Consider the following 18,404-nt stretch of genomic DNA (forward strand, 5'->3'; position numbering starts at 1 on the left):
AACCGTAACCAAAACAATGGAGATATTCGCAGTGGTAAGAATTGCAATTGCAGGAGCAGCGGGCCGCATGGGTCGCAACTTGGTGAAAGCCGCTCATCATAATTCAGAAGCAAGTGTTGGTGCTGGCTCGGAACGTCCAGAGTCATCTTTGGTCGGCGTAGATGTCGGTGAGTTATGCGGTGAAGGTCGTTTTGATGTTGCTCTAGTCGATGACCTGTCTAAAGCCATCGAAGAGTTTGACGTGATCGTCGATTTTACAGCCCCTGTTAGCACATTAGCGAATATTGAACTTTGTAAACGTCACGGTAAAAAACTGATTATCGGTACGACGGGTTTCTCTGAAGAAGAGAAGCAGGTGATTGATGCTGCTTCAAAAGAGATGGCTATCGTAATGGCACCTAACTACAGCGTTGGTGTGAACCTTGTATTTAAGCTGCTAGAGAAGGCCGCTAAAGTGATGGGCGATTACTGTGATGTCGAGATCGTTGAGGCGCACCACCGCCATAAAGTCGATGCACCTTCTGGTACTGCGATTGGTATGGGCGAAGCGATTGCTGGTGCGATGGGCAACGAGCTGAACGATGTAGCTGTATGGTCACGCGAAGGTATTACTGGCGAGCGTACTAAAGATGAGATTGGTTTCGCGACGATTCGTGCCGGTGACATTATTGGTGAACACACCGCTATGTTTGCTGATATCGGTGAGCGAGTGGAAATTACCCATAAAGCCACTGATCGAATGACTTTCGCTAATGGCGCAATCAAGGCTGCAGTCTGGTTAAATGATAAACCAGCCGGCTTTTATACCATGACTGATGTCCTAGGTTTGAATGACCTGTAAATAGATATTTATGCGCTGGCAATTGCCGGCGCTTTCTTTATTTGATACATTTCCCTTCGTAATATCCCTTTTACAAACCTCCCTATAGTTTCTTCTTATCGTCGATTTTCTCTTATTTAACTGTCTTTTTTAATGCTTATAATGTGTTTTTTGTTTTAGGTCTTTAAATTACGATCTTTTCTCTTTGTATTTATCGATTGCGTTTTGTTGCTGATATTTTTATTACTCTATGGTTGGCTAAAATGAGGGGTGAAAATTAGAAAATCGTAATATTCGGCCGAAATGAGCATGAAAGTTGAACTTTTGAAGCTTTGATGGCGTAAATTGAATTAGTCCTTACAAATGTTTAATTTCTTTTGCGTTAAATGTTGACACGTATCACGCACATCACTAAAATACCGCCAATTTGTCTAATTTCCATAAACACGCAGTTTCTGGTGTTGCAGGAAGGTAGATTTGCAAATTAAATCAATTTTAATGCATTTTTATTTCTGGAGGTTGTCTTGAAGAAGTCAGCACTACTCGTCCTAGAAGATGGGACAGTATTTCACGGTGAAGCCATTGGCGCTGTAGGTTCTGCAGTTGGTGAAGTCGTTTTTAATACCTCGATGACGGGGTACCAAGAAATCCTCACTGATCCTTCCTATTCTCAACAAATCGTTACCCTTACTTACCCTCACATTGGCAATACCGGAACCAATTCCGAAGACGAAGAATCCTCTTCAATCCACGCTCAAGGCCTTGTGATTCGCGATCTCCCTCTAATCGCTTCTAACTTCCGTAATGAACAATCCCTTTCTGATTACCTTAAGTCGCAAAACGTTGTTGGTATCGCTGATATCGATACTCGTAAACTGACGCGTATTCTTCGTGAAAAAGGCGCTCAGAACGGTTGTATCGTAGCGGGTAACAATTTAGACGAAGCTTTGGCTCTAGCTAAAGCAAAAGAATTTCCTGGCCTGAAAGGTATGGACCTTGCGAAAGAAGTTACAACAAAAGAAGCGTATCAATGGAAACAAGGTTCGTGGACGCTTACGGGTGGACTTCCTGAAGCGAAAGCAGACTCTGAATTGCCATACCACGTTGTTGCTTATGACTTCGGTGCAAAACGAAACATCCTACGAATGCTTGTTGACCGCGGCTGCCGCCTAACGGTTGTTCCTGCTGAAACTTCTGCTGAAGAAGTACTAGCTCTGAACCCAGACGGTGTTTTCCTTTCAAATGGCCCTGGTGACCCAGAACCATGTACTTACGCAATTGAAGCGACAAAAGTGTTCCTAGAAAAAGGCTTACCAATCTTCGGTATCTGTCTAGGTCACCAGATTCTAGCTCTTGCGTCAGGCGCTAAGACAGTGAAGATGAAGTTTGGTCACCACGGTGCAAACCACCCGGTTAAAGATTTAGATCGTGATGTTGTGATGATTACTTCGCAAAACCACGGCTTTGCTGCTGACGAAGAAACCCTTCCAGAGACACTACGTGCAACGCACAAATCACTATTTGATGGTTCTCTACAAGGTATTCACCGTACAGACAAACCAGCATTCAGCTTCCAAGGTCACCCTGAAGCAAGCCCAGGTCCAGAAGACGCAGCGCCGTTATTCGACCACTTTATTGAACTAATCAAACAGCACACAGCGTAATTCGGAGTAGTAGACAATGCCAAAACGTACTGACATTAAAAGTATTCTTATTCTAGGTGCTGGCCCGATCGTTATCGGCCAAGCATGTGAGTTCGATTACTCTGGTGCTCAAGCTTGTAAAGCGCTTCGCGAAGAAGGTTACCGAGTTATTCTTGTAAACTCGAACCCAGCGACAATCATGACTGACCCAGATATGGCCGATGCAACTTACATCGAACCTATCCAATGGGAAGTTGTGCGTAACATCATCGCTAAAGAGAAGCCTGATGCAGTTCTACCTACTATGGGTGGCCAAACTGCATTGAACTGTGCTCTAGACCTAGAAAAGCACGGCGTTCTTGAAGAGTTCGGTGTTGAAATGATTGGTGCAACGGCTGATGCTATCGATAAAGCAGAAGACCGTTCACGCTTCGATAAAGCAATGAAAGCAATTGGCCTTGAATGTCCAACTGCTGATACAGCGAAAACGATGGAAGAAGCTTACAAAGTTTTAGACATGGTTGGCTTCCCTTGTATCATTCGTCCATCGTTCACGATGGGTGGTACTGGTGGCGGTATCGCTTACAACAAAGAAGAATTTGAAGAAATCTGTCGTCGTGGTTTGGACCTATCTCCAACTAATGAACTTCTTATCGATGAATCACTTATCGGTTGGAAAGAGTACGAGATGGAAGTGGTTCGTGACAAAAACGACAACTGCATCATCGTATGTGCGATTGAAAACTTCGACCCAATGGGTATTCACACAGGTGATTCAATCACTGTGGCTCCAGCTCAAACGCTGACAGATAAAGAATACCAACTAATGCGTAACGCATCTCTAGCAGTATTGCGTGAGATTGGTGTTGAAACAGGTGGTTCAAACGTACAGTTTGGTATCAACCCGAAAGATGGCCGTATGGTTATCATCGAGATGAACCCACGTGTATCTCGCTCTTCAGCACTAGCTTCTAAAGCAACAGGTTTCCCAATCGCTAAGATTGCAGCGAAACTGGCTGTTGGCTTCACGCTAGACGAGCTAATGAATGACATCACTGGCGGCGCAACTCCAGCATCATTCGAACCAACAATCGACTACGTAGTAACTAAGATTCCTCGTTTTAACTTCGAGAAATTTGCAGGTGCTAACGACCGTCTAACGACGCAAATGAAGTCTGTTGGTGAAGTTATGGCTATCGGCCGTAACCAACAAGAATCTCTACAAAAAGCACTTCGCGGCCTAGAAGTTGGCGCGACTGGTTTTGACGAAATGGTAGACCTAGATGCACCAGATGCTCTAACGACTATCCGTCACGAACTGAAAGAAGCTGGCGCAGAGCGTATTTGGTACATCGCTGACGCATTCCGTGCTGGTATGTCGGTAGATGGTGTATTCAACCTAACGCAAATCGACCGTTGGTTCCTAGTTCAAATCGAAGACATCGTTAAGCTAGAGCAAGAACTTAAAGCGAAAGGCTTTGCTGGTCTGAACAAAGACGAGCTAAACAAGCTTAAGCGTAAAGGTTTTGCTGATGCGCGCCTATCTAAGATTCTAGGTGTAGCGGAAAGCGAAATCCGTCGTCTGCGTGACCAATACGATATCCACCCAGTGTACAAGCGTGTAGATACATGTGCTGCTGAGTTCTCTTCTGATACAGCTTACATGTACTCTTCTTACGATGACGAGTGTGAAGCGAACCCAACAGACAAAGACAAGATCATGATTCTAGGCGGCGGTCCAAACCGTATCGGCCAAGGTATTGAATTTGACTACTGTTGTGTACATGCATCACTAGCACTACGTGAAGATGGCTACGAAACTATCATGGTTAACTGTAACCCTGAGACAGTTTCTACAGACTACGATACATCTGACCGTCTGTACTTCGAACCAGTAACTCTGGAAGATGTATTAGCAATCGCTCGTGTTGAGAAGCCAAAAGGCGTTATCGTTCAATACGGTGGTCAAACGCCACTTAAACTGGCTCGTGCTCTTGAAGCTGCTGGTGTACCAATCATCGGTACTAGCCCAGACGCAATCGACCGTGCAGAAGACCGTGAGCGTTTCCAAGTTGCTGTAGACCGCCTAGGCCTACTTCAGCCAGAGAACGCGACAGTAACAACGATGGAGCAAGCGGTTGAGAAATCTCGCGAAATCGGCTTCCCACTTGTTGTACGTCCTTCTTACGTACTTGGTGGTCGTGCGATGGAAATCGTATACGACGAGCAAGATCTACGTCGCTACTTCAACGAAGCGGTTAGCGTATCAAACGAATCTCCAGTACTACTTGATAGCTTCCTAGACGACGCTGTTGAAGTCGACGTTGATGCGATTTGTGATGGTGAACGCGTTGTTATCGGCGGTATCATGGAGCATATCGAGCAAGCGGGTGTTCACTCAGGTGACTCAGCATGTTCTCTTCCTGCATACACGCTAAGCCAAGAAATCCAAGACGTAATGCGCGAGCAAGTTGAAAAGCTAGCGTTCGAGTTGGGTGTGCGTGGTCTGATGAACACACAGTTTGCTGTTAAGAACAATGAAGTGTACCTAATCGAGGTTAACCCTCGTGCAGCACGTACGGTTCCATTCGTATCTAAAGCAACTGGCGCACCAATCGCTAAGATTGCCGCTCGTGTAATGGCAGGTCAATCTCTAGAGTCTCAAGGCTTTACGAAAGAAATCATCCCACCTTACTATTCAGTGAAAGAAGTTGTACTTCCATTCAACAAGTTCCCTGGTGTTGACCCACTGTTAGGCCCAGAAATGCGCTCTACTGGTGAAGTTATGGGTGTTGGCGCGACATTCGCAGAAGCATACTCTAAAGCTGAATTGGGTTGTGGTCACATCTACCCTGAAGGCGGTCGTGCATTGCTTTCTGTTCGCGAAGGCGACAAAGAGCGTGTTGTTGACCTAGCATCTAAGCTATCTAAGCTTGGTTACCAGCTAGACGCAACTCACGGTACTGCGGTTATCCTTGGTGAAGCGGGTATCAACCCACGTTTAGTAAACAAGGTACACGAAGGTCGTCCTCACATTCTTGACCGTATCAAGAATAACGAGTACACGTATATCGTGAACACTGCAGCTGGCCGTCAAGCGATTGAAGATTCTAAAGTTCTTCGTCGTGGAGCACTTGCTGAGAAAGTGAACTACACGACTACGCTAAACGCTGCATTCGCGACTTGTATGGCGCACACTGCAGACGCGAAAACTTCAGTAACTTCAGTTCAAGAGCTACACGCTCAGGTTAAAGCTTCTCAAGCTTAATCACCTAAAGTGTATCGCTGTTAAGCGGATATAAATGCTCAAAGCCCACTCTTCGGAGTGGGCTTTTTTATGCCTATTAGATAGCATTAGTTAAATGATGAAAATTAGGAATAGGTTAGAATCTTGTGTTTCGTTATTGCTCGTCTGGCGTGAGTGGTAACTTGTCGCTACACAGGACTTTAAGGCGTTGGGTATATGGAAATCACTCTAGAAATATTGGCTATCTTGTTTGTTGTCGCAACGGCAGCAGGCTTTATTGATGCAATGGCTGGCGGCGGTGGGTTATTGACTCTACCGGCATTGCTAGCGGCTGGAGTTCCACCAACGCAGGCACTGGCAACCAATAAACTCCAAAGCTCCTTCGGCAGCTTCTCTGCGAGTTGGTATTTCGTGCGCAATGGTATCGTTAGTATTAAGGAGATGCGCCTCGCTATCTTTTGTACCTTTATTGGTTCTGCAATTGGTGCCGAGCTAGTCCAACACATTGATGCGAGCTTACTGACCAGTGTTATCCCGTTGCTGCTCATCGCTATCTCTCTCTATTTCCTGTTAGCCCCCCCAACTAGAGCATCTGAAGGAAAACAGAAGATCTCTGAGGCGATGTTTGCTCTGTGTGTTGGTGGCGGTGTGGGTTTCTATGATGGCTTTTTTGGCCCAGGAACAGGTTCTATCTTCACCGTCTGCTTTGTTGCGATTGGTCACTTCTCGTTAGTCGATGCAACGGCGCGCACTAAGGTACTTAACTTTACCTCGAATATCGCGGCCTTAATTTTCTTTATTTTGGCTGGTTTGCCAATTTGGGAGTTAGGATTAGTGATGGCGGTTGGTGGCTTTATGGGAGCTCAGCTTGGCGCTAAAGTGGTGGTGACAAAAGGGCAGAAATGGATTCGCCCCCTTGTGATCGTAATGTCGATGCTAATGGCTTCTAAACTGCTTTGGGAACAGCATCAACAATGGATTCTATCAGTGTTTTAACCCTAGGAGACTGGTAGCTATTCGGTCTAACACAGACATGAATCGGTCGAATTAAGCCTGCTAATTCTGGAAAGCTATATAGGTATCGAGGCTCAATATTGAGTGTTTTTACGATAGAGAGTGGGATTAAGGCTGGTCCAGTCCCACCCAATGCAAGTTGCGCTGCTGCGGTGTAGGCATCCATCTCCATAAAGGGTTTAATTCCAAACTTTTCTAACACTGAGAGCTGATAAGAGTTGGCAGGGTTGGTCATATCGTTGGTAATCACCAATGGAGGAAGCTCCGTTAACGGCGACTTACTCACTATGTAAAACGGCTCATCAAATAGATGAAAGGTCATCAGCCCATGATGCGGTGGCAACAAGCCAGCACACAACCCCAAGGTCGCCTTGCCAGATTGCACTCGCTCTATGATTCTTGGCGTGTGGTTGGTGGTTATGGTGATGTACTTATCTTGCTGGATAAATTGGCCCATCATCTCACCTAAATAACCGGCTATCAGAGACTTAGAGCTGTCTAGGGTGATGAGAGTGGTATCTTCCAGCTCTTGCTGTTCATAAATAAGCCCGCGAAGTTCATTGAATGTAGGGCCAATACTCTCGATTAATGCAAGCGCATCTGGCGTGAGTTTTATCTGTCGGCCACTCGGCTCAATGAGCTTTTTACCTAGCTTCTTTTCTAAATTCGCAATCCGTTTACTGACCGCTGATTGGCTGATATAAAGCAAACTGCCTGTGCGGCTCATGGTTTTTGCTTTACTCAATACCAGTAGAGTTTCGATTCCTTCGAGTAGCATTGGGGTATATTCATGAAAGTTGGGAATGATTGAATCAAGTTACCTGAAACGACATTCATTCTCTAGTCTTGAGCTCATAGATATCAAACAAGCTAGGAGTTTTGAAGCTAGCCCGTCAGTTAATTAGTCAGTTACTTAGGTTCTCTTAACTAGGCTCGCGATGCGTTGGCCGAAATAGAAAGCAGTCTGAAGATCGTTGCTGTTGATGTGATTACTGGTGCTATCTGCCATCTCATCTTCACTGGCGACCAAACCTATGCTTGATCCTGTGCGATTCAAACCTAAGTTATCAATGTGCTTTGAGATATCAAGCCCTGCCCAAATCATGCCATGCTGACAAGCCAGAGTGAAAAAGCTCAACAAGGTTTGTTGTTGCTCACCGTTAAGGCTGCCGCCAGTGGTAAAGCCTGCTGCGAGTTTATTTCGCCACGCTTTGTTACAGTAGCTATCACTGCTTGCATCCATAAAACTCTTAAACTGTGCGGCTGGTGAACCCATGTAAGTCGGGGATCCAAAAATAATGGCGTCACAGTTATCTAATGACTTTAGCTTATCGTCATTGTCATACCTTCCTTCGACCACTTCAGAAGATAGCACTTCGACAAGGAGTACTGAGTTAGGTTGTTGAGTGTTAATACCTTCAGCGATTGTCTCAGCAACTTGCTTAGTTGCTCCATTCTTAGAGAAGAAAACAATGCCCACTTTACCAATACCCATCTTGAACTCCCTTTTGCCAATGTTAGTAAATAAAATCTTTTATAAAGCTATTTGTTTATTAATATAGCCTGTGGACTAGATAAGTAAATAAAAAACATTACTAAATTGGTGGGCTAATGGACTAACTAAATTGAGTTTTAGGAAAGGAGGGGATCTTTGATGAGTGGAAATAGAGGGTATAGTGATTTGAAACCGGATCAAAAAAGGCTCCTTTACGGAGCCTTTCTCTTTGTAATGATAGCTTATTTGATGGCGAAGGTCGGCAATGATAAATGCCAGCGAATAGCGCCAAGTCTAATCAATAGTGTTGAGAACACGCCGGCCAGAAATGCAGTTTCTGAGTCGTGCCCCATACTGATCGCCATGGTGTGGAAAGCGCCACCAATGATACAAGCGGTCGCGTAGACTTCACTTCTTAGAATCATTGGCACTTCACGGGCAAGTACGTCACGGATAATACCGCCACCGCAGCCGGTGATGACACCCATGATGATAGCAACTAATGAAGAATCTTGATAAATCAGTGCTTTTTCTACACCAATGCCAACAAACACCGCTAAGCCTATCGCATCACATACCGGCAGGATCCACCAAGCCAGGCGTTTGGGGCGTCTTACTATAATCATGGTCAGCAAGCAGGTGGTGATGATGACCCAAAGATAGGTGGTGTCGGTGATCCAAAACACGGGAGTTGCACCCAGAGCCATGTCTCGAATTGTACCGCCACCAATTGCGGTTACACTGCCTAAAACGGCTACGCCAAAGGGGTCCATCTTAAGACGACCAGCAACAAAAACGCCTGAGACGGCAAAGATGGCAGTGCCAAATAAATCGATAATATAAAGCAGCATGGAGTCCATGATACTGGTGCTCTTATGGTTAAAATTGTAGGGACAGGTCGGTGGCGAATTGTACGAAAAAACGCAGCAAATAGTTAGTGATTTTGCCTAGCTCTATCGAAGAAATCGCACACTTGTTGGATCGCTTGCAAAGTTCTCGTTGTTGGGCGATTAATCCAGTCAGAATTGAGTGACCAAATCTGATTTTGAGCAACTGCTGGGATCTCATTTTGCCAAGTTTGCCACATGGTTCCATTCTCAATCGCGTGCTGAGACGTGAAGATCACTTGCGGTTTCCTTAATACAACTTGTTCAATACCAACTTGCGGATATGGGGAGGCGCTGTCTTCAAAAATATTGTGGCCACCACAAAACTCAAACACCTCACTTGGCCAGTGCCCTTGAGCAACAGTGATGATCGGCTTCTCACTGAGTTGGTAGAAGTAGTTTACTGGCTCGGCATCTTTGTATTTTAGTCTCAACGCGTTGAGCTGCTCTCTGTATTGCTGAGCATTATTTTCGCCAATACTTGGATCGCTAGCGTATTGGCTCAGTTGTTCAATATTGGTTGCGATACTGTCTAGGCTTTTGGTCTTGGAGTAGTAAATATTAAAACCAAATTGCTCTAGTTTCGCGAGCTCTCTGGGCGGGTTTCCGGCTGGCCACGCAAGAATCAAATCAGGCTGAAGAGCGATGATCTTCTCAACCTTGATACCTTGATAGTTTGCCACTTTTTCAAGCTTATCGGCTTGTGGTGGGTAATCACTTCGTTCACTTACGGCAACAAGGCTGTTGCCTAAACCTGCGCTGTACGCGAGCTCAGTGGCATGAGGAGCAAGGCTGACCACGCGTTGAGCTGGCTGTACTTTTTCTTGAGTCCGTGGTGCTTCTTCTGCAAATGATAAAGGCAGCCATAAGCTGGAAGACAAAATAGTAAGGCTTGTAACAAGTGCTGAAGGTTTCACTCTAAATCCCTTGGTGAATAAATAGTAAGGCTAGGCTTTGTAAAAATATCCAGATAGCGATGCGACCAAAGAGTAGTTTCTGAACCTGAGACAGATGCAGAGCTGACGGTGCGATTCTTCCGCCTAATTTTGCACGAATGGCTTTGGTGTTGTCATAAATCGCAGGGCCACCTAATGATAACTCCAGCTTGTTGCCAACGGCCGTGATCAACCAGGCAGGGCCGGGCAGTGGCCAAGAGCGACTCTGAACTAACATCATCTTAAACGTGTGTGTGGCTTTATCACCACATACGATCATCAAAGCAAAAAAACGCATCGGTATAAATTCGAGAATCGCGACTATCTTGATCGCCGTTGAGCCGAACGGAGAAAATTGCTTGCGACTTGGCGACCAAGCTCGAGCTAATTCGACCACAAGGCGATACATTAACGCGGTGATTCCACCACCAATGGCGTACCAGAACAACACACAAACTACGTTACGAGCGTAGCCCATGATGATGGTTTCTGTGGCGGCTTTGCCTAGGCCAAGTGACGAAAGTGATTCAGTTTGACGATTGATAATCGGAGCCAGTAACTGACGAGCGGCCGCTTTATCTTCTCGGCCTAATGCTTTGATTAACTGATTTGCCAGCTTTTCATTATTGCGCCAATCAATCGCGAGTAATAAAAGTGCTAATTCAAATAGTTGAGATTGCCAAACCAATGGTTGCAGTGCCAGAAGAATAACCAGAGTCGGCAGTACCATTAGCCCCCAGGCTAATGTGCCTGAGATTAAACTTTGGGAATAGTTGTGGTTGTTATTAACCTTGCTTGCTAAAAGCTCAGCAAACTTATGCCATAAGGTCGTGGGGTGTGCGGCATGGGGGATAGGTAAAATTAAATGAAAAAGCAGTGCTCCCCACATCACAAGGAGCACGCCATTTGCAAATACCTGATCAAACAGTGTTTGCATGTCTAGTCGCTTACTTTAGTAGGGCAACCATCTTGATAACCATTTCAGAAGAGCTTTGCGCTGCTAGTGGCAGGAACTCTTCGAAGCTCATTGGTGACTCTTTGTCTGCTACGTCAGAGATTGCACGAACAACCACGAATGGTACTTGGAATTGGTGACAAGCTTGAGCGATAGCCGATGCTTCCATCTCTACAGCAACGACAGATGGGAAGTGCTTGCGGATGAACTCTTGGCGTTCTGCTGTGCAAACAAATGCGTCGCCAGTACAGATAAGACCGCGAACGGCATGCTTATCTTCCATTTGTGCTAGCGCTTGTTCAGCAACAGCCATCAGTTTGTCGTCAGCTTTGAACGCTGCTGGTTGACCTGCCATTTGGCCAATTTCGTAACCGAAAGCTGTAACGTCTGCATCGTGGTGACGAACTTCAGTCGAGATAACCACATCGCCAAGGTTCAGTGTTGAATCAAAACCGCCAGCAGAGCCTGTGTTTAGAACGACATCTGGTTGGTATTCGCTTAATAGGATTGAAGTACCAACAGCTGCTGCTACTTTACCAATGCCAGATTGAAGCAAAACAACGTCAACACCATTTAGCTGACCAGAGAAAAAGGTACAACCGCCTTTATTAACTTCAGTAATGTCTGAAATTGCTGCTTTTAGGATCGCAACTTCTTGCTCCATTGCGCCAATGATGCCGATTTTCATGTGTAGTCTCTTAATAAATAATATTTAAACAGTAGAGCGAAATTGTAGCATGGATAAGAAGTGTCGAGCGACTGTCCAGAGGCACTTCTCATCCGAATAGCAGCGATTTATCTGAGTATTCTTTTATCTATTTGATTAGGCCTTCGCTTTTCAAGCTAGCACGAAGTTGTTCAGCACGTTTTCGGTTTACGCCAAAATCAGAATGGCCAGTACGAGACTCTGAACGCACTATCAATTTTTCATCCGTGATTTTAAGTTCTAAATCATCGACAAATCGCATGATGCGAGAGGTGCATTCAACACGCAGGTAATCTTCTGTTTTACTCGCGGTTTTCGACCCCGGTAAGGTTAGCGCAACCTGCTCAATGGCATCTAAATTTGCTGAGTCTGATAACTCAAACGCGGCCAGTGCATGCTGCTCACGGTCATCTTGAGTTGATACGCAGTTTGGTTTGTCTCCACAAGGTGATGAAGTTCTGTCTTTCATGTCCGTGATTCCTTGGCTGCAAGCGGTTAACGTTAAAAGTGATAGCGAGAGGAGAGCGGCTTTTTTCATAGTGTTTCCTATGGCGTTGTTTTAATTATAGTTATAGGTATTGGCTTGTTTGCGATTGTTTTACGTATTTTCGGTATGTTTGTGATAAACGTATCTAATTCAAAAAAGGATCCATCATTGGATCCTTTTTTATAGTAACGAACTGAGTAATAAAGGAAACCCAGTTACACTTCTAGATAATCCAAGATCCCTTCCGCTGCTTTGCGGCCTTCATCGATAGCGGTCACCACCAAGTCAGATCCTCGAACCGCATCACCACCTGCAAAGATCTTGCTGTTGGTGGTTTGGTATTGAAACTCTTGTTTGCCGGGAGCTTTGATTCGCCCCCATTGATCGAGTTCCACACCGAAAGGTTCTAACCATTCCATCGCATGAGGTTGGAAACCAAATGCCATGATCACAGCATCGGCTTCAAGAACATGTTCACTGCCTTCGACAGGTTCTGGACGACGACGACCAGCTTCATCTGGCTCACCCAAAGCAGTTTTCACGACTTTGACACCAACCACATGACCAGCGTTGTTAAGCTCTAAGCCAATAGGTTGTAGGTTGAACTTGAACTTCACACCCTCTTCACGTGCATTTTTTACCTCACGGCGAGAGCCCGGCATGTTCGCTTCATCTCGGCGATAAGCACACACAACATTAGCGGCATGCTGACGAATCGAAGTTCGGACACAGTCCATCGCCGTATCACCACCACCAAGCACGACCACTTTTTTGCCCTTCATGTCGATGAATGGCGTTGGGTTATCCAGTTCCATTACCTTATAGGTATTGGAAACAAGGAATGGTAGAGCATCATAAACGCCCGGTGCGTCTTCGTTGTCTAAGCCAGCACGCATGTTTTTGTAGGTACCGACACCTAAGAAGACAGCGTCGTAGTCATCGACAAGTTGCTGAAGTTGAACGTCTTTACCGACTTCGGTATTCATTTTAAATTCGACACCCATTCCACTAAAGATACGGCGACGGTTTTCCATGATGCCTTTTTCAAGCTTGAACGATGGGATACCAAACGTCAGCAGGCCACCGATCTCGGGGTAGCGGTCAAATACCACGGCCTTCACACCGTTTCGAACTAAGATATCAGCTGCAGCAAGCCCTGCGGGGCCAGCGCCGATGATAGCGACTTTTTTGTCGGTCCATTCAACGTGAGACATGTCTGGCTTCCAGCCCATCTCAAACGCTTTGTCATTGATGTATTTTTCAATGTTGCCGATGGTTACTGCGCCGAAATCATCATTGAGGGTACAAGATCCCTCGCACAGTCGGTCCTGAGGACAAACTCGTCCACACACCTCAGGTAAACTGTTGGTTTGGTGAGACAGTTCAGCGGCTTCGATAATGCGCCCTTCATTGGCAAGCTTAAGCCACTGAGGGATGTAGTTGTGAACAGGACATTTCCATTCACAGTATGGGTTACCACAGTCTAAACAACGGTCTGCTTGTGCTTTGGCTTGCTGTTTAGTGAAAGGTTCGTAGATCTCTACAAACTCAATCTTACGAATCTTGATTGGTTTCTTCGCTGGATCTACGCGATTCACATCAATAAATTGGTATACATTCTGGCTCATGATTGGCTCCTTCCAATTATTGCGCTTGAACACGAAGTTCAGCAGAGCTACGGCTTTGGTGACCGAGCAAGGTGTTGAGATCCGCCGTCTTCGGCTTCACTAGGTAGAACTTCGGAATCCATTCATCAAAGTTCGCCAGAATCGCTTCAGCGTGTACTGAACCTGTCTCTTCTAAGTGCTCTGCAATCAAACCACGCAGATGTTCTTGGTGGATGTATAGGTCAGATAGAGAAAGTGCCTCAACCGATTCGTTGTTCACACGGCCTTGGAAGTCTTCATTCTTATCCATCACATAAGCGAAGCCACCCGTCATACCTGCGCCGAAGTTGACTCCTGTTGCGCCAAGAATGGCCACAATACCGCCTGTCATATACTCACAAGCGTTATCACCTGCACCTTCAATCACAGCGACGGTACCTGAGTTGCGTACGCCAAATCGTTCTCCTGCGGTACCTGCGGCAAATAGCTTGCCTCCAGTAGCGCCATACAGACAGGTGTTGCCTATGATGGTCGCTTCGTTACAAGTAAATGCGGTGCCTTGGTGAGGCTTGATAACCACTTTACCGCCCGCCATGCCTTTGCCGACATAGTCATTGGCATCGCCTGTCAGATACAGCTCAATGCCACCAGCGTTCCAAACCGCAAATGATTGGCCTGCTGTACCATCGAGGTACAACTTAATTGGTGAGCCCGCCATCCCTTGGTTGCCGTAACGCTTAGCAATTTCGCCAGAGATACGTGCGCCTATCGAACGGTCTGTATTAATCACGTTGTAGTAGAGGCTGGTGGACTGTCGTTTCTCAATCGCATCGAGTGCATCATCAAGAATCTGCTGGTTGAGCTGAGCTTTATCAAATGGTGCGTTTGGCTCGGTCCAAAACAGCGGGTGACCTTCCGGAGATACTGGAGCTTCGAGTATTGAAGATAGATCGAGTTTGCTCTGTTTCGCTGTGAGGCCTTGAACGGCTTCTAGTAAGTCCGTACGTCCAATCAGGTCTGTAAGTTTTTCTACACCAAGCTCCGCAAGGTATTGGCGAACTTCATCGGCTAGGCCAGTAAAGTAGTTCACCACCATGTCTGGCAGGCCTTTGAAGTATTCACGGCGTAGCGTTTCATCTTGAGTCGCAACACCCGTTGCACAGTTGTTTAGGTGACAAATTCGTAAGAACTTACAACCCATCGCGACCATTGGCGCAGTCCCGAAACCAAAGCTTTCAGCACCGAGAATCGCGCCTTTAATCACATCAAGGCCAGTTTTCAGACCACCATCGACTTGTAGACGGATCTTATGACGAAGCCCGTTAGCAACCAATGCTTGCTGGGTTTCCGCGAGTCCTAGCTCCCAAGGACAGCCAGCGTATTTCACCGAAGTCAGTGGGCTTGCCGCGGTACCGCCGTCGTAACCTGAAATGGTGATCAGATCCGCATAGGCTTTTGCCACACCTGTTGCAATCGTGCCGACACCCGGTTCGGATACTAACTTCACTGAAACTAAGGCTTTAGGATTCACTTGTTTAAGGTCGAAAATCAGCTGTGCCAAATCTTCGATGGAATAGATATCGTGATGTGGAGGAGGGGAAATCAGCGTGACCCCTTGAACTGAGTATCTCAGTTTGGCGATTTCTGCCGTGACTTTATGACCTGGCAGCTGACCACCTTCACCGGGTTTCGCACCTTGCGCGACCTTGATTTGCAGAACATCTGCATTGGTTAAGTAATGCGGCGTTACGCCAAATCGACCAGACGCAATCTGTTTGATGCGCGAGTTGCGGTCAGTCCCAAAGCGTCGTGGGTCTTCACCACCTTCACCAGAGTTGGAGTAGCCTCCTAATCGGTTCATCGCCATAGCCAGTGCTTCATGAGCTTCTGGGCTCAAAGCTCCAATCGACATCGCAGCCGAGTCAAAGCGCTTAAACAGAGCGCTACTTGGCTCTACTTGCTCAAGTGTTAGTGGTTTATCGGCTTTTTTCAGGCTCATTAAGTCACGTAACATTGCCGCAGGGCGAGCATTTACCTGTTTAGCAAAAGATAGGTAATCCGAAGTTTCGCCAGTTTTAACTGCGGTTTGCAGTGTGCCAACTACATCTGGGTTGTAGGCGTGATATTCACCGCCATGGACGTATTTCAGTAAACCGCCGTGTTCGATCGGTTTGCGCTTAGTCCACGCTTTACGAGATAAGTTATAGATATCTTGTTGGAAATCGCTAAAGCTTGCGCCTTGGATTCGTGTGGTAACTCCGCGGAAACAGAGCTTAACAACATCGGAATGTAGGCCAACGGCTTCGAAAAGTTGCGAACAACGATATGAAGCAATCGTAGAAATACCCATCTTCGACATGATCTTATACAGACCTTTGTTGATGCCGTTTTGGTAGTTCTGCATCGCGGTACGATAGTCTTTATCTAAAGAACCATCATCCAACATTTTACCTAACGCTTCATAAGCAAGGTATGGATAAACCGCGGTCGCACCGAAGCCAAGTAGAACTGCGAACTGATGTGGGTCACGAGCAGTGGCTGTCTCAACCACGATGTTGGCATCACAACGCAGGTTAGTATCAGCAAGCCTTGTTTGAACCGCGCCAACCACCATGGCTGCAGGGATCGGTAGTTTGCCTTTTTCTAAACCTTTGTCCGATAGCACAACTAAAACCGCACCCTCACGGACTTCTTGTTCCGCGCTATCACATACCGCTTTGATCGCTTGTTCGAGATCTTGATGATTCGGGTCGTAGTGCATGCTGAGAATGACATGACGGTAATGTTTCTGACTTAACTGCAGAAGCTGTTGCATGTCTGAGTAAAGCAGTACTGGCGAATCAAACGTCACACGATAGGCGTGACCGTCTGTTTCACAGAACACGTTCATCTCTTTACCGATACTGGTCGCCAAAGACATCACGTGTTTTTCACGCAATGGATCAATCGGAGGGTTGGTGACCTGTGCAAACTTCTGACGGAAGTAATCAGTAACCAGACGCTCTTTTGAAGAGAGAACAGCCATCGGCGTATCATCGCCCATTGAGCCTACTGCTTCTTGCCCCATATCACCAAGTACACGCAGTACTTGGTCGGACTCCTCGTTGCTCATCGCAAACTGTTTTTGGTAGGTCTTGAGCGTGTCATCGTCAAAGCTACGCTTACCGACTTGGTCATCTTGCAACGCAGAAAATGGCGTTAATTTGTGAACATTCTTTTCCATCCACTCTTTATATGGGTGGCGGCTTTTGAGGTCATTATCGATTTCATTAGATTGCCACAGTTTGCCGCGACGAGTATCTATCACCAGTAACTCACCTGGACCAACACGACCTTTTTCTGCAACTTCATCCGGTGCGTAGTTCCAGATACCGACCTCAGATGCCAGTGTGATTAGATTGTCTTTGGTAATCACATAACGCGCTGGTCGCAGGCCATTTCTATCAAGGTTACATGCGGCGTAACGACCATCAGAAAGTACGATGCCAGCAGGGCCATCCCACGGTTCCATGTGCTTGGAGTTGAAGTCGTAAAAGGCACGCAGATCTGGGTCCATGTCTGGGTGATTTTGCCAAGCGGGCGGCACAAGCATGCGCATCGCTCGGAACACATCCATACCACCGGCAAGGAACAGGTCGAGCATGTTATCTAGGCTTGATGAATCTGAGCCTGTCTCATTCACAAAGGGTGCAGCCGTTTGTAAGTCGGGCAGCAACGGTGAAGAGAATTTATAGGCACGAGCCTTGGCCCATTGGCGGTTACCTTCGATGGTATTGATCTCACCATTGTGCGCCAAATAGCGGAATGGTTGAGCCAGTGGCCAGCGTGGTTGTGTGTTAGTTGAGAAACGCTGGTGGAACAGACATATTGCCGATTCCATACGTAAGTCTGCAAGATCGAGGTAAAATCGCGGAAGATCGGCGGGCATACACAGACCTTTGTAGACCATTACTTGTGTTGAAAGGCTACAAATATAGAAATCTTTGTCTTCGGTGATCTGCTTTTCAATTCTGCGACGAGCAATGTATAGGCGGCGTTCGATATCACGCTCACGCCAGCCTGCAGGTGCTGAGATAAACACCTGTTGAATGTTGGGAACCGAGTCTTTCGCGATGGGACCCAAAACTTCGGTGTTAGTCGGCACGACACGCCAACCTGCAACGGTGAGTGTCTCTTGAGCGAGCTCTTTATTGACGATGTCTTGCGCGGATTGCGCCTTGATTGGGTCTTGGCTGAAGAAAATCATGCCGACAGCATATTGCTTGCCGAGCTTGAAGTTATTCTCTTCTGCGATGATTCTGAGGTAAGAGTCTGGCTTCTGTAGTAATAAGCCACAGCCATCTCCGGTTTTACCATCCGCAGCGATACCACCACGGTGTGTCATGCGATCTAGGGCTGAAATAGCAGTTCTTACCAACTTATGACTAGGTTGGCCTTCCATTTGCGCTATTAAACCAAATCCACAGTTGTCTTTTTCAAGACTAGGATCATATAGAGCCATTGCAATTCTCCCTTTTGCTTCTCTGTCATCCAGACAGTAAATGACTAACTATTCATGTACTTGTTGTTTTTTATAAACTGATAGTTTGCTTTAGCCAGTTAAAACGT

The 18,404-nt window shown here is 46.3% G+C and carries 13 protein-coding genes; 4 read left to right on the forward strand and 9 right to left on the reverse strand.

Annotated features, from left to right (window positions below; translation table 11 throughout):
- The first annotated feature begins 16 nt into the window (after positions 1-16).
- The 4 genes from dapB to OC193_RS02415 all read left to right on the forward strand — a co-directional run bounded on the left by dapB (position 17) and on the right by OC193_RS02415 (position 6,706).
- Positions 17-841, forward strand: a complete 825-nt coding sequence (gene dapB / locus OC193_RS02400) for a 4-hydroxy-tetrahydrodipicolinate reductase (protein WP_020628676.1) — start codon at positions 17-19, stop codon at positions 839-841.
- Positions 842-1,344: 503 nt separating this feature from the next.
- A complete protein-coding gene (carA, locus tag OC193_RS02405) occupies positions 1,345-2,484 on the forward strand; it encodes a glutamine-hydrolyzing carbamoyl-phosphate synthase small subunit (protein WP_048609692.1) in 1,140 nt (379 codons plus the stop codon).
- Positions 2,485-2,500: 16 nt separating this feature from the next.
- A complete protein-coding gene (carB, locus tag OC193_RS02410; protein WP_019823635.1) occupies positions 2,501-5,731 on the forward strand; it encodes a carbamoyl-phosphate synthase large subunit in 3,231 nt (1,076 codons plus the stop codon).
- Between the two features lie 195 nt (positions 5,732-5,926).
- On the forward strand, positions 5,927-6,706 hold the full coding sequence (locus OC193_RS02415) for a TSUP family transporter (protein WP_019825246.1): 780 nt from the start codon (positions 5,927-5,929) through the stop codon (positions 6,704-6,706).
- On the opposite strand, the gene OC193_RS02420 is transcribed toward OC193_RS02415, so the two are convergent.
- The 9 genes from OC193_RS02420 to gltB all read right to left on the reverse strand — a co-directional run bounded on the left by OC193_RS02420 (position 6,657) and on the right by gltB (position 18,297).
- Positions 6,657-7,502, reverse strand: a complete 846-nt coding sequence (locus tag OC193_RS02420) for a LysR family transcriptional regulator (protein ID WP_048662662.1) — start codon at positions 7,500-7,502, stop codon at positions 6,657-6,659. The two genes, OC193_RS02415 and OC193_RS02420, sit on opposite strands and share 50 nt — an antisense overlap.
- Positions 7,503-7,637: 135 nt before the next feature.
- Positions 7,638-8,219, reverse strand: a complete 582-nt coding sequence (locus OC193_RS02425) for a flavodoxin family protein (RefSeq protein ID WP_048662663.1) — start codon at positions 8,217-8,219, stop codon at positions 7,638-7,640.
- A gap of 242 nt (positions 8,220-8,461) precedes the next feature.
- The gene (locus tag OC193_RS02430) at positions 8,462-9,079 is read right to left on the reverse strand and encodes a TRIC cation channel family protein (RefSeq protein ID WP_048662664.1); all 618 of its coding nucleotides are present in this window, start codon (positions 9,077-9,079) and stop codon (positions 8,462-8,464) included.
- 74 nt (positions 9,080-9,153) lie between these two features.
- The gene (gene btuF, locus OC193_RS02435; RefSeq protein ID WP_048662665.1) at positions 9,154-10,023 is read right to left on the reverse strand and encodes a vitamin B12 ABC transporter substrate-binding protein BtuF; all 870 of its coding nucleotides are present in this window, start codon (positions 10,021-10,023) and stop codon (positions 9,154-9,156) included.
- Between the two features lies 1 nt (position 10,024).
- Positions 10,025-10,978, reverse strand: a complete 954-nt coding sequence (locus OC193_RS02440; protein WP_048662666.1) for a cobalamin biosynthesis family protein — start codon at positions 10,976-10,978, stop codon at positions 10,025-10,027.
- Positions 10,979-10,988: 10 nt separating this feature from the next.
- On the reverse strand, positions 10,989-11,684 hold the full coding sequence (gene mtnN / locus OC193_RS02445; RefSeq protein WP_012603226.1) for a 5'-methylthioadenosine/S-adenosylhomocysteine nucleosidase: 696 nt from the start codon (positions 11,682-11,684) through the stop codon (positions 10,989-10,991).
- Between the two features lie 127 nt (positions 11,685-11,811).
- Positions 11,812-12,240 carry a DUF1499 domain-containing protein gene (locus tag OC193_RS02450; protein ID WP_048662667.1) on the reverse strand — a complete coding sequence of 143 codons (429 nt, stop codon included), beginning with the start codon at positions 12,238-12,240 and terminating at the stop codon, positions 11,812-11,814.
- 164 nt (positions 12,241-12,404) lie between these two features.
- The gene (locus tag OC193_RS02455; RefSeq protein WP_048658040.1) at positions 12,405-13,817 is read right to left on the reverse strand and encodes an FAD-dependent oxidoreductase; all 1,413 of its coding nucleotides are present in this window, start codon (positions 13,815-13,817) and stop codon (positions 12,405-12,407) included.
- A gap of 16 nt (positions 13,818-13,833) precedes the next feature.
- Positions 13,834-18,297, reverse strand: coding sequence for a glutamate synthase large subunit (gltB, locus tag OC193_RS02460; RefSeq protein WP_048662668.1), 4,464 nt, complete (start codon positions 18,295-18,297; stop codon positions 13,834-13,836).
- Positions 18,298-18,404: the final 107 nt, after the last annotated feature.

Origin of the sequence: Vibrio crassostreae, from assembly GCF_024347415.1 — a bacterium.
GTDB classification, from domain to species: Bacteria; Pseudomonadota; Gammaproteobacteria; order Enterobacterales; family Vibrionaceae; genus Vibrio; species Vibrio crassostreae.